The sequence below is a fragment of the Saccharothrix sp. NPDC042600 genome (assembly GCF_040647305.1).
GTDB classification, from domain to species: domain Bacteria; phylum Actinomycetota; class Actinomycetes; order Mycobacteriales; family Pseudonocardiaceae; genus Actinosynnema; species Actinosynnema mutabilis.
Map to the genome: position 1 here is coordinate 19,033 of NZ_JBEZBW010000095.1, position 12,402 is coordinate 31,434.

General features: G+C 74.4%; 12 protein-coding genes. 8 read left to right on the plus strand and 4 right to left on the minus strand.

The genetic code is table 11. The features are described from left to right. Positions 1 to 18: 18 nt before the first annotated feature. Positions 19 to 2,940: a M36 family metallopeptidase gene (locus AB0A74_RS34735; RefSeq protein ID WP_358256275.1), complete on the plus strand. Its 2,922-nt coding sequence runs from the start codon at positions 19 to 21 to the stop codon at positions 2,938 to 2,940. 118 nt (positions 2,941 to 3,058) lie between these two features. Here the strand turns inward: AB0A74_RS34735 and AB0A74_RS34740 are convergent, their stop codons facing one another. Then, on the minus strand, positions 3,059 to 3,532 hold the full coding sequence (locus AB0A74_RS34740; protein WP_358256276.1) for a DinB family protein: 474 nt from the start codon (positions 3,530 to 3,532) through the stop codon (positions 3,059 to 3,061). A gap of 168 nt (positions 3,533 to 3,700) precedes the next feature. Between AB0A74_RS34740 and AB0A74_RS34745 the strand changes: the two genes are divergently transcribed. Next, positions 3,701 to 4,612 carry a DUF3048 domain-containing protein gene (locus AB0A74_RS34745; protein WP_358256278.1) on the plus strand — a complete coding sequence of 304 codons (912 nt, stop codon included), beginning with the start codon at positions 3,701 to 3,703 and terminating at the stop codon, positions 4,610 to 4,612. A gap of 51 nt (positions 4,613 to 4,663) precedes the next feature. Here the strand turns inward: AB0A74_RS34745 and AB0A74_RS34750 are convergent, their stop codons facing one another. Together AB0A74_RS34750 and AB0A74_RS34755 are read right to left on the minus strand one after the other, a co-directional pair. Further along, positions 4,664 to 4,924, minus strand: coding sequence for a hypothetical protein (locus AB0A74_RS34750; RefSeq protein ID WP_358256280.1), 261 nt, complete (start codon positions 4,922 to 4,924; stop codon positions 4,664 to 4,666). 126 nt (positions 4,925 to 5,050) lie between these two features. After that, complete coding sequence (locus tag AB0A74_RS34755) at positions 5,051 to 6,214, minus strand: lipase family protein (RefSeq protein ID WP_358256282.1); 1,164 nt, start codon at positions 6,212 to 6,214, stop codon at positions 5,051 to 5,053. A 99-nt stretch (positions 6,215 to 6,313) separates the two neighbouring features. Here AB0A74_RS34755 and AB0A74_RS34760 point away from each other — a divergent pair, with 99 nt between their 5' ends. Together AB0A74_RS34760 and AB0A74_RS34765 are read left to right on the plus strand one after the other, a co-directional pair. Further along, positions 6,314 to 6,844 carry a helix-turn-helix domain-containing protein gene (locus AB0A74_RS34760; protein ID WP_358256284.1) on the plus strand — a complete coding sequence of 177 codons (531 nt, stop codon included), beginning with the start codon at positions 6,314 to 6,316 and terminating at the stop codon, positions 6,842 to 6,844. A 28-nt stretch (positions 6,845 to 6,872) separates the two neighbouring features. Then, positions 6,873 to 7,340 carry an MSMEG_6728 family protein gene (locus AB0A74_RS34765; RefSeq protein WP_358256286.1) on the plus strand — a complete coding sequence of 156 codons (468 nt, stop codon included), beginning with the start codon at positions 6,873 to 6,875 and terminating at the stop codon, positions 7,338 to 7,340. Between the two features lie 4 nt (positions 7,341 to 7,344). Here AB0A74_RS34765 and AB0A74_RS34770 read toward each other — a convergent pair whose 3' ends face one another. After that, a complete protein-coding gene (locus AB0A74_RS34770; RefSeq protein ID WP_343933256.1) occupies positions 7,345 to 7,539 on the minus strand; it encodes a CDGSH iron-sulfur domain-containing protein in 195 nt (64 codons plus the stop codon). 96 nt (positions 7,540 to 7,635) lie between these two features. On the opposite strand from AB0A74_RS34770, the gene AB0A74_RS34775 reads away from it, so the two are divergent. The 4 genes from AB0A74_RS34775 to AB0A74_RS34790 form a co-directional block, all read left to right on the plus strand. Further along, entirely contained in the window at positions 7,636 to 8,337 is a 702-nt protein-coding gene (locus tag AB0A74_RS34775) for a transporter substrate-binding domain-containing protein (RefSeq protein WP_358256288.1), read from the plus strand. After that, the gene (locus AB0A74_RS34780; RefSeq protein WP_358256290.1) at positions 8,334 to 9,296 is read left to right on the plus strand and encodes a cation diffusion facilitator family transporter; all 963 of its coding nucleotides are present in this window, start codon (positions 8,334 to 8,336) and stop codon (positions 9,294 to 9,296) included. The genes AB0A74_RS34775 and AB0A74_RS34780 overlap by 4 nt, the downstream gene beginning before the upstream one ends. Before the next feature lie 67 nt (positions 9,297 to 9,363). Next, on the plus strand, positions 9,364 to 10,215 hold the full coding sequence (locus AB0A74_RS34785) for an SDR family oxidoreductase (RefSeq protein WP_358256292.1): 852 nt from the start codon (positions 9,364 to 9,366) through the stop codon (positions 10,213 to 10,215). Positions 10,216 to 10,376: 161 nt separating this feature from the next. Next, a partial coding sequence (locus tag AB0A74_RS34790) for a biotin carboxylase N-terminal domain-containing protein (RefSeq protein ID WP_358256294.1) occupies positions 10,377 to 12,402 on the plus strand: 2,026 nt, incomplete at its 3' end.

A 12,402-nucleotide genomic window follows, 5' to 3' on the forward strand; every position in this document is an offset into this window, starting at 1 on the left:
CAGAGAGGCGTTCACGAGATGCGGAGACGGGCTTTTCGGCGGGCCGTGGCGCTCGCCGCCACGTGCGTGCTGGCGGTCGGGGCGGTCGCGCCGGGTGGGGCCTCGGCCGCGCCCGCCGAGGGTGGCCCGGCCGCCGTCCCGGGTGGCGCCCTCCAGGACGGCAGCGCCCTCCAGGACGGCAGCGCCGTGCAGGGCGACACGACGGGCGACCGCGACGTCGACAACCGGCCCGGGGCCGCGCCGCCCAGCGAGCGGCAACGGGTGTTGGCGGCCGAGGCCGGTGGCACGGTGCGGTGGAACAAGTACGGCGCGCCGGCGACGCTGGTCCCCCGCCCTGAAGCCCGCCTGCGGCCGGCGGGCGACCCGGTCGCGGTGGCCCGCGGGTACCTCGGCGCCAACCTGGAGGTGTTCGGGCTCGCGCAGGACGCCGTGGACTCGATGGACGTCCTGGTGAACCGGCCGATGGGCCAGGGTTCCTACGTGCTGCTGCGGCAGCGGTTCGGGGAGGTCCCGTCGGTCCTGGACGGGCTCGCCGCGTTCGGCGTCCGGGACGGGGCCGTGGTCTACCTCAGCTCCACGCTCAGCCCCGCGCGGTCGGCGCCCGAACCCGCGACGCTGTCCGCCGAGCAGGCGGTGGCCGCGCTCGGGCTCGGGCCGGCGGTGCGGGTCCGGCCGGGCGCGGTGCCCATGCCCGACGGCCCGGCGCGGGCCGCCTACCAGGTCGTGCACGTGGGCGAGGAGAGCGGCTCGACCAGCTACGTGGACGCCCGGACCGGGCGGCTGCTGGTCCGGGAGGACCTGGTGGACCACCACGCCGACAACGCCGAGTGGGACGTCTTCCCCGCCAACCCGCCCGCCGACTACTCCTCCCGCGACACCCGCGTGCGGTGGTGCGTGGAACGGATCAGCGGGTGCGAGCGGTCCGTGCGCACGGCCGACCGCGGCGTGGCCTGGGACCTCGACCCGGTCGCCGGCACCACCAGCGCCACCTCCTCCGGCAACTCCGGTCGGACCACGGAGAAGTGGGACGACCTCGCCGGCGGCACGGTCGGCACCCGGACCTCCGCGCCCAGCGCCGAGCGCCGCTACACCTACCCGTGGACCAACCAGTGGCACGAGGAGCGCTGCGACCCGGCCGTGTTCTCCTCGGCCCGGCAGAACGACATCGACGCCGCGCTGGCCAACCTGTTCGCGATGCACAACCGGATGCACGACTGGTCCTACCACCTCGGGTTCACCGAGGAGACCTGGAACATGCAGGCCGACAACGGCGACCGGGGCGGCCTGGGCGGGGACGCCGAGCGCGGCAACGCCCAGGCGGGCGGCCGGGTGGGCGGCGCGCCGCCCACTTTCCCCTCCCGCAACAACGCCAACCAGATCACCCCGCCCGACGGAGTGCCGCCGACGACCAACATGTACCTGTGGCAGCCCACGCCCGGCGGGTTCTACGCGCCCTGCGTGGACGGCGACTACGACATGTCGGTGATCGGCCACGAGTACGGCCACGCCATCAGCGGCCGGCTCATCGCCGGGCCGGACTCCGGGTGGTCGGGCGCGCAGGCGGGCGCGATGAACGAGTCGCACTCGGACCTGTTCGCGATGGAGTACCTGTTCGAGCACGGCTTCCGGCCGCGCGGCGACACCCCGTACGTGACCGGCGGGTACGTGACCGGCGACGCGGGCTCGGGCATCCGCAACTACGACATGAGCCGCAGCCCGCTCAACTACAGCAACATCGCCTACGACCTGGTCGGCCGCCAGGTGCACGCCGACGGCGAGATCTGGAGCGCGACCAGCTTCGACGTGCGCGGGGCGATGATCGCCAAGTACGGGCTGGGCACCCCGGCGACCCAGCGGGCGTGCGCGGACGGCGAGCTGCCGGTGGAGAAGTGCCCCGGCAACCGGCGGTGGGTGCAGCAGGCGTTCGACGCGTTGCTGCTCACCGCCTCCGGCGCGGTCAGCTACGTGGACCTGCGCGACGCCACCCTGGCCGCCAACGAGATCCGCTTCGGCGGCGCGGACGTGCCCGAGCTGTGGACCGAGTTCGCCCGCCACGGCCTCGGCCGCGACGCCGCGAGCAACGGCCCCGACGACGCCGACCCGACACCGAGCTTCGCCTCGCCGCGGGGCCGCAACGCCACCGTGCGGCTGGCCGCCGTGCCCGGCGCGCGGCTCTACGTCGGCCAGTACGAGGCGCGGACCGTTCCGGTCGCCGACACCGACCCGGCGACGCCGCTGCCCGACGCGGTCGAGGTGGTGCCCGGCACGTACGACTTCGTCGTGGTGGCCGACGGGTACGGCGCCACGCGGCTGCGGCGGACCGTGCACGACGACACGACCCTCCACGCGCTGCCCGCGCGCAACCTCGCCTCCCGCGCCCTGGGCGCGACGGCGACCGGCGACGGGGTGAACGCCGACAAGCTCATCGACGACTCCGAGGCCACGAACTGGGCCTCGGTCGGCGCACCCGTGGCGGGCAAGGGCGTGGTCGTGGACCTCGCCGGCAACCACCCGCAACTGGTGCAACGGGTGCAGGTGAGCGCGCAGCTGCGCCCGGCGGTCGAGGGCGACCCGGACGCGGGCGCGCAGAACCGGTTCACCGCCGTGCGCCAGTTCGAGGTGCTGGCCTGCAACACCTTCCGGGGTTCCGCGTGCACGGACCCGAAGGACTTCCGGGTCGCGTACACCAGCCCGGCCGACGCGTTCCCGGCGGGCGTGCCCCGCCCGACCGCGCCGGACCTGGCGCTGCGGTCGTTCCGGATCCCGCCGACGGTCGCGACGCACCTGATGGTCCGGGTGCGGACCAACCAGTGCACGGGCGGCCCGGCCTACGCCGGCTCCCAGCACGACGACCCGCGCTCCACCAGCGACTGCACCACCGGCAACCCGGCGGTCGCGCAGACCGTCCGGATCGCGGAGTTCCAAGCGTTCCACTTCTGACCCTCCTCCTCGGGCGGCTGCCCGGAGGAGGGCAGCCGTCAGCGCACCAGCGGTGGCCCGGCCGCCACGGCGGCGGCCGGTCCGTCGTCGTTCCCACTCACGTGGCGGGGCCGCGCTGTCATCGCGGCCCCAGACCTGTTGTGCCGTCGAGCAGTTCGCGCGCCACGTCGAGGTGGCCGGCGTGGCGCGCGGTCTCCTCGATCATGTGCAGCACGACGTCGCGGAACTCGTGGATCTGGTCGGCGAACGGCTCCGGGTGCCGCCCCACCGGCACGGCCGACAGCGGTGTGGCGGCCAGGACCGCGTCGGACAGCGCGCACTGCTCGCGGTAGAACGCGAACACCTCCGCGACCGGACGCGAACTCGTCAACGGCGGGTCGTCGCCGCCCGGCGCCGGGTCCGCCCGCCCGGTGACGACCTCCTGGAACCAGTGCCGCTCGGCGTGCCCCAGGTGCTCGACCATGCCCAGCGGCGTCCAGCCCGACGGCAGCACGGGCGTGCGCAACGCGGCCTCGTCCAACCCCTCCAGGATCGCCAGCACGCTCGCCCGCTGCGCCCCGAGGAACGCGGCGAGCGCCTCCTTCTCCCCCATCCCAGCCCCCCTTCGATCTTGGGCGACACGCTACCGAGGGGGTACGACAATTTCGGTCGGCCGGGACTTTCGGCCGTAGCGGCGCCCGACCGCGACGCGGATCGTCGAACACCGGAAGACCCGCATCGTCGGTACCCCGTGCGAGAATGGAAGTGGGGGCCGGAGGCAATGCGCACCCGGGCAATCGCCGCCGCGGCGGTCCTCGTCCTCGCGGCCGGGATCGTTGCGGCCGTGGTGTTCCTGCCCGACCGCGGCCGGCCCGCCGGCACCTCGCCCCAGCCCACCACGAGCCGCCCGAGCGTGCCGGGCGTGTACGCGGTCAAGATCGACAACGCCCCGGCCGCCCGGCCGCAGACCGGCCTGGCCGCCGCCGACGTGGTGTACGTCGAACCCGTCGAGGGCGGCCTGACCCGGTTCGCCGCCCTCTACTCGAATCCCCCCGAGGTCGTCGGCCCCGTGCGCAGCGCCCGCGAGACCGACCTCGAACTGCTCGCCCAGCACGGCACCCCGGTCCTGGCCTACTCCGGCTCCGCGCCCGCCCTCGACCCGCTGCTCGAACGGTCCGGCCTGGTCCGCGCCCGACCCGAGGACGCGGCCGAGGCCTACTACCGCGACGAGACCCGCCCCGTCCCGCACAACCTCTACGTGCGCCCGCGCGACCTGCCCGCACCCGCCGCCGCCCCGCGCGACACGCCGCCGACCGGCCCCGCCCCGCCGGGCGGGCGACCGACGACCACCTGGGACGTCACCTACCCGAGCGCGCGGTTCGGCCTGGCCTGGGACGGCGGCTGGACGATCACCGCCGACGGTGAGCCGTTGCAGGGGGTCCGTGCCGCGAACGTGGTGGTGCAGCGGGTGTCCACGCGGACCGGGGTGGCCGTCGAGGACGCGAGCGGCAGCCCGTCGCCGGTCGTGGTGACCGTCGGGTCCGGACCGGCGGTCCTGCTGCGGGACGGGCTCGCGTTCGAGGGCGTCACCTGGACCCGGCCCACCGCGTCGGACCCGACCCGGTTCACCGCGGGCGGCGCGGACGTCCCGAAGGCGCCGGGCCCGACGTGGGTGTTCCTCGTGACGTCCTGACGCTCCGACGTCCCGACGGGACCGGTTCGGCACCCCGCCGCGCGCGGTGGTTCAGGGTTCCACCGCGAGCCGGGCCACCGCGCCGGGGTGCGAGACCGGCTCGATCACCCGCGACCCCGTGCTCCACCCCAGGTCCTCCCGCCACCGCAGCACCCGCCCGGCGTCGGTCACCAACTGCGCGCGCACCGGGGAGGACACCGTGAGGTCCACGTCCACCTCCACCACGGAGACCCCCGCCGAGCGCAACACCTCCACCACTGCGTCCAGGTACCGGGTCACGGAGACGGCGTTGTGGTTGCTGGGCTTCGACATCCGGTCGGTCCTCCCGACGTCGGCGGCGGCGATGGCCCATCCTGCCCAGCCCCCGCCACCGCCGAAGAGAGTCGAAAGTCCCGGATGGACCCGGGCCCACCGGCGGGTAACCGCACAACGGCGGCCTCAACAGTTGGTGCGCGGCGGTTTCCCGGCGAACCGGTCGGCCAGGTAGGACACGACGCCACCCGCGGCCGACACCAGCGTCGTGACGTGCTCGCCGAGGAACACGCCCCACGTCACGTCCACCCCGGCCGCGCAGTACTCGCGCCGCAGGGTCTGCGCCTGGGCCAGCGGGATGATCTCGTCCACGAGGCCGTGGTAGAGGTAGACCGGCGCGGTCGGCGGGTGCGCGCCCAGCCGGTTCTCGGCCAGCCGGGCCTGCCAGTCCGGGCGGGACAACGGGTTGCTGGTGGTGTAGTCGGCGATGCGCCCGAAGGCGTAGCCGAACACCGCGTCCACGCACGCGTCCTGCTGGGTCGCGTAGACCGTGCGGCCCTTCTCGTTCAGGTAGGCGGGCAGGTCCAGCTCGTCGTAGGCGGAGTCCAGGCCGAACGCCGCGAGCAACAGGAAGCCGAACCCGACGCCGCCTTCCAGGTGCCGCGCCACGGCGGTGAGGTCGGCGGGCGTGCCACCGGCGGCGATGCCCACCACGTCCAGCTCGGGCGCGTAGGTCGGCGCCAGTTCACCGGCCCACGCCGCCCCGCCGCCGCCCTGCGAGTACCCGGCGAACGCGACCGGCCCGCCCGCCGCCAGTCCCGTGGCGGGCAACCGGGTCGCGGCGCGCACGGCGTCGATCACCGACCGGCCCTCCGAACGGCCGACGACGTAGGTGTGGCCGCCGGGCGTGCCCAGGCCCTCGTAGTCGGTGATCGCCACCGCCCAACCCCGGCCCAGCATCGCGTCGATGAACAGCGGTTTCTCGTAGTCCGGCTGGAACTTCGAGGGCGCGCACCGGTCACCGATCCCACGCGTGCCGCTCGCCACCGACACGATCGGCCGCGCCCCCGAGGGCCACGGCGTCGTCGGCACCAGCACCCGCCCGGTCACCGCGATCGGCGCGCCGGTCGCCGACTCCGACCGGTAGAGCACCAGGTGGCCCTGCACCCCGGACTGCGCGGGCAACGCCCGCCACCAGACGACGTCACCGGGGACACCGGCGGGCAACGGGTCGGGCGGTGTGTAGAACGCGTCGCCGGGCGGCCCCGGCACCGGTCCGGCCGCCGCGACCGGCGGCACCCCCACCAACACCAGCAACGCCACCAGCAATGGCCGCACGAACCTGCGCATGGGCACTCCTCGTCGAGACCGATGCCCGGACGGTAGGGAGCGCAACCGAGAGTTCACACCGATTGCCCGTCTCACTACTCGCGAGTAGCATCCGGCGCCATGCGCGCCCGGTCCGCACCCACGCGCGCCGACGCACGCCGCAACCGCGAGGCGATCCTGCGGGTGGCCGACGAGGCGTTCGGCGAGGTCGGGGACGTCGCGCTGGACGAGATCGCCCGCCGAACGGGCCTGGGCCGGGCCACGGTCTACCGGCACTTCCCCGACCGCGCGGCGCTGGCGCTGGCGGTCGCGGCGCGCCACCTGGCGGCGGTGCGGCGGGCGCGGCGCCCGTTCCGCGAGCTGCTGCACGCGGTGCTGTCCCACCAGGTCCAGCGACGTTCACTCGTCCGGGTGTTCCGCGGGTTGCCGGAGAAGCACCGGCGGCACCACACGCACGCCCTGATCGCCGCGCTGCGCCCGGCGTTCACGCAGGCACAGCGGGAGGGCAGCCTGCGTGCCGACGTCGAGCCGGCCGACCTGGCGGTGCTGTTCCACATGGTCGAGGCCGCGCTGGACGCCCCCACCGCCGACGCCGCGCGCTCGGTGCAACGCCTGGTGCAGGTCTTCCTGGACGGCCTGTCCCGCGCATGAAGGCGGCGCGGACGGGTAGCCGACCCCCGTGCAGACGTTCCTGCCCTACGCCGACTTCACCGCCACCGCGCTCGTGCTGGACAAACGGCGGTTGGGCAAGCAGCGCGTCGAGGCGATCCAGGTGCTGCGCGGGCTGATCGTGCCCGGCTACGGCTGGCGGCACCACCCGGCGGTGAAGATGTGGACCGGGTACGAGGAGGCCCTGGTCCGCTACGGCCTGGAGATCTGCGCCGCGTGGTGCGCGATCGGCCACGCCGACACGTGCGCGGCCACCCTGCTCACGGGCCTCAAGGAGGTGCGCGGCGACGCCGAGGTCCGCACGCAGGCCGAACTGGCCGAGGCCGGGGACCTGCCGCCGTGGCTGGGCGCCGAGGAGGTGCACCACAGCCACCGCTCGGCCCTGGTCCGCAAGGACCCCAAGCACTACGGCCCGCTGTTCCCCGACGTGCCGCCGGACCTGCCCTACGTGTGGCCGGCCTCCGACCGGGCCGCCTGAGGCGTCAGCGCCGCCGCTCGCGGTGGCTGGTGTCGCACCACGGGTACCGCTTGCTGCGCCGACACGTGCACAAGGCGACCAGGAACCGGTCGGACCGCGCCACCACGCCGTCCTCGCCCACGACCTCGACCGGCCCTTCGACCAGCACCGGCCCGCCCTGCACGAGGGTCACCCGGCGGTTGTCCCGCGACGTTGCCATGCGTCAGAGGTGCCCGGCAGCGCCGCCGCCAAACCGGGTCGCCTCCCCCGCGAACTCCCGGGAGTCGATCACCGCGAATACGGGTATGCACCGTCCATGTGGCGTGTCGTGGTCTTGGTGGCGGTGCTGGTGGCGGGTTGCGGCATCCCGCGGGACACGGACGGGACCCTCGACCGGGTGCGCGGGGGCGTGCTGCGCGTCGGGGTGGCGGAGAACCCGCCGTGGACGGTCGTGGGCGGTCCCGGCGAGGTGTCCGGGGCCGAGGCGGAGCTGGTGGAACGGCTGGTGGACGAACTGGGCGCGCGCGTCGAGTGGCACCCCGGCACGGAGTCCGAGCTGATGGCCGCGCTGGAGGAACGCCGGCTCGACCTCGTGGTGGGCGGGCTGGCCGACGACGTGCCGTGGACCGAACACGCGGCGTTGACCCGCCCTTATGCCACCACCCGGGTCGTGGTGGCGGCGATCGACGGCGTGGACGTGCCGCCGGAGCTGTCCGGCGAGCGGGTCGCCGCCCGGAGCGGCACCGCCGAGGCCGCCGCGCTGGCCGACGAGGGCGCCGAGGTGGTGCCGGTCGGGGACGCCGCCGAGGCGCGGAACCTGCCGGTCGCCGTCGAGCACTGGCGGTTGGCCGCGTTGGGGCTGAACGCGGGCGAGCACGTGCTGCTGGAGCGTCGGCACGTGTGGGCGTTGCCGCTGGGCGAGAACGGCTGGCTGGTCGAGGTGGAGCGGTTCCTGCTGGGGGTGCCCGACGGCGAGGTGGACCACCTGCTCGCCGACGTCGGGAGGTCGGGCTCGTGAGGGTCTACGACCGGTTCGAACTGCCGCCCGACAAGGCCGAGCTGCACCGCACGGCCGTGCGGTTGGAGTGGTGGACGATCGCGTTCTTCATCGCGGCGGTGGCGCTGCTGGCGGTGACCCTGGGCCAGTCCCAGGCCATGAAGGCGGCGTGGATCGAGGACATGCTGGGCCTGGTGCCGCCGCTGGCCTTCCTGATCGCCGCCCGCTACCGCAACCGCTCCCCCGACCGCCGCTTCCCCTACGGCTACCACCGCTCGGTGAGCGTCGCGTTCCTGGCGGGTTCGGTGGCGCTGTTCGGGTTGGGCGCTTATGTCTGCTACGACTCGGTCGTCCGGTTGGTGACCGGTGAACGCATCCCCATTGGTCTTGTGGAACTCTTCGGGGTGCAGATCTGGTTGGGCTGGCTCATGATCGCCGCCCTCGTGTCCACGATGGTCCCGGCGATCCTGTTGGGTCGGGCCAAGTTGCGCATCGCGCGCCAACTGCACGACAAGGTGCTCTTCGCCGACGCGGAGATGAACCGCGCCGACTGGCTGACCGCCGGGGCCGCCGCGCTGGGCGTGCTCGGGATCGGCGTCGGCTGGTGGTGGGCCGACCCGTTGGCGGCGGTCGTCATCGGCGCGGACATCGTGCGGGACGGCGTGCGCACCACGCGGGGCGCGGTGGCCAACCTGATGGACAACCGGCCGCGCCTGGTGGACGAGAGCGGCCCGCACCCGTTGCCGGACGAACTGCTGGCCGCCGTCCTGGACCACGACTGGGTGGCCGACGCGTGGCTGCGGCTGCGCGAGGAGGGCCACGTGTTCGTGGGCGAGCTGCTCGTGGTGCCCACGGACGAGGAGGACCTGGTGGACCGCTGCGCCCGGTTGCAGCGCTGGGCCCGCGACTTCGACTGGCGCGTGCACGACATCGTGGTGGCCCCGGTGAGCCGGATCGACCCGGTGCCGACCGAACGCTGAGCGCCGACGGCGGCCGGCCGATACGGTTGGTCGCGCCAACCGTCCACAGCGGAACCGGGAGCCGTCCGTGCCCGAGCAGACCAGCAACGCCGTCATCGCCGTCACCGGGGCCACCGGGCGGTTGGGCGGGCGGGTCGCGCGGCGGTTGGCGGAGCGCGGGGTCGCGCAGCGGTTGGTGGTGCGGGACCCGTCGCGTGCGCCCGAATTGCCCGGTGCGTCCGTTGTGGCGGCGAGCTTCGGGGACGGGGCCGCCGTGCGGGCCGCGCTGGAGGGTGTCGGGACCGTGTTGATGGTCTCCGCCGCCGAATCGCCCGACCGGGTGGAGCAGCACCGCACGTTCGTGGACGCCGCGGTTGACGCCGGTGTCCGCCACCTGGTCTACATCTCGTTCTACGGCGCGGCGGCCAACGCGACGTTCACGCTGGCCCGCGACCACCACGCCACGGAGGTCCACATCAGGGCCACCGGGCTGGGCCACACGTTCCTGCGCGACAACCTCTACGCCGACTTCGCGCCGTTCCTGGTCGGCGAGGACGGGATCATCCGGGGCCCGGCGGGCGAGGGCAGGGTGGCGATGGTCGCCCAGGACGACATCGCCGACGCCGCCACGGCCGTCCTGCTCGACCCGCACGCCCACGACGGCCGCGCCTACGAGCTCACCGGCCCCGAAGCGCTCACCCTGGCCGAGGTCGCCGAGGTCGTCCAGCGGGTCACCGGGCGGCCCACCGGCTACCACGCCGAGACGGTCGAGGAGGCCTACCGGTCCCGCGCGGTCCACCAGGCGCCCGACTGGGAGGTGGACGCGTGGGTCTCCACCTACACCGCGATCGCCGCCGGCGAGCTGGCGGTCGTCACCGACCACGTCCAGCGGCTCACCGGGCACGCCGCCACGCCGTTGGCCGACGTCCTCGCGGGGTGACCGTGCTCACGGCGCGGCCGCGCCCACCAGCCCCTTTGTAGGGTTCCTACAAGTTTGGGGCGGCAACACGCATAGCTGCCACCGTTGGAATCCCGCGCGTCTACATAAAGGCTGGTCCTCGACGGTCGCCACAGACCGCACGTCCGACGAGGAGCTCGTTCTTGTTCTCCCGAATCGCCATCGTCAACCGGGGCGAAGCCGCCATGCGGCTCATCCACGCCGTGCGCGACCTGGCCGCGCAGACCGGGTCGCGCATCGAAACCGTGGCCCTGCACACCGACGTCGACAGCACGGCCACCTTCGTCCGGGAGGCCGACCTCGCCCACGACCTGGGTCCCGCCGCGAACCGGCCGTACCTGGACCTGGCGGTGCTCGAACGCGCCCTGGTGGAGACCGGGGCCGACGCCGCCTGGGTCGGGTGGGGCTTCGTCGCCGAGGACCCGGCGTTCGCCGAGCTGTGCGCCCGCATCGGCGTGACCTTCATCGGCCCCGACCCGGAGGCCATGCGGCAGCTCGGCGACAAGATCGGCGCGAAGCTGATCGCCGAGGAGGTCGGCGTCCCCGTCGCGCCCTGGTCGCGCGGCGCGGTCGAGGACCTGGACGCCGCGCTCAAGGCGGCCCGCGAGGTCGGCTACCCGCTGATGCTCAAGGCCACCGCCGGCGGTGGCGGCCGGGGCATCCGGGTGATCGGCTCGGAGGACGAGCTGGTCGACGCGTTCGACCGGACCAGCCAGGAGGCGCTGCGCGCGTTCGGCAGCGGCGTGATGTTCCTGGAGCGCCTGGTCACCGGCGCGCGGCACGTCGAGGTGCAGGTCATCGCGGACGGCCAGGGCACGGCGTGGGCGCTGGGCGTGCGCGACTGCTCGGTGCAGCGGCGCAACCAGAAGATCATCGAGGAGTCGGCCTCCCCGGTGCTCTCGCCCGACCAGGTCGCGGACCTCAAGGCCTCCGCCGAGCGGCTCGCGCTGGCCGTGGGTTACCGGGGCGCGTGCACGGTCGAGTTCCTCTACCACCCCGGCGACCGGCAGTTCGCGTTCCTGGAGGTCAACACGCGCCTGCAGGTCGAGCACCCGATCACCGAGATCACCACCGGCTTCGACCTGGTCCGCGCGCAGCTCCACGTGGCCTCGGGCGGCAGGCTGGAGGGGGCCAAGCCGGTCGAGTGGGGCCACGCCGTCGAGGCGCGCCTGAACGCCGAGGACCCCGACCGCGACTTCGCGCCCGGACCCGGCCGCATCGAGCGGCTGGAACTGCCCGCCGGCCCCGGCATCCGGGTGGACACCGGCGTCAGCGAGGGCGACTCCATCCCGCCGGACTTCGACTCGATGATCGCCAAGATCATCGCCCACGGCCGCGACCGCGCCGAGGCGCTGGCCCGGCTGCGCCGCGCGCTGGCCGAGACCACCGTGATCATCGAGGGCGGCGCGACCAACAAGAGCTTCGTGCTCGACCTGCTCGACGAGCCCGCCGTGATCGACGCGACCGCCGACACCGGCTGGATCGACCGGGTCCGCGCGCAGGGCGGGCTGGTCAGCCACCGGCACTCCGCGGTCGCGCTGGCCACCGCGGCGATCGAGGTCTACGAGGACGAGGAGCAGCTCGCCCGCCAGGAGCTGTTCACCTCCGCGCGCGGCGGGCGCCCGCACACCCGGCACGAGGCCGGTCGGGTGCTGGAGTTCACGCTGCGCGGCCAGAGCTACCGCGTGCACGTGGCCCGCGTCGGCGGGCACCGGTTCCGGGTGGGCGTGTCGGCCGCGTCCGGCCCGGCGCACACCGCGGACGTGGACGTCGAGCGGTTCGACGACCACACCGGCCGCATCCGCGTCAACGGCGTGCGCTACCGCGTCGTCACCGGCGTGCACGGCGCGGTCCACCACGTCGAGGTCGACGGCGTCACCCACCGGGTCAGCCGCGACGAGGGCGGCGTGCTGCGCTCCCCCATGCCCGCGCTGGTGGTGGCCACGCCGCTGGAGGTGGGCGACGAGGTCGAGGCCGGCGCGCCGGTGCTGGTCCTGGAAGCGATGAAGATGGAGACGGTGCTGCGCGCGCCGTTCCGCGCCCGGCTGCGCGAGTCGGCGGTGTCGGTGGGCATCGGCTGGTTTCCCCGTGGCGGGCGAAGTACCGCGACGTCCCGGTCGAACTCGTCGTCGACCGCGGTTCGGCGTCGGCGGTGCTGCTGGGCCGGGC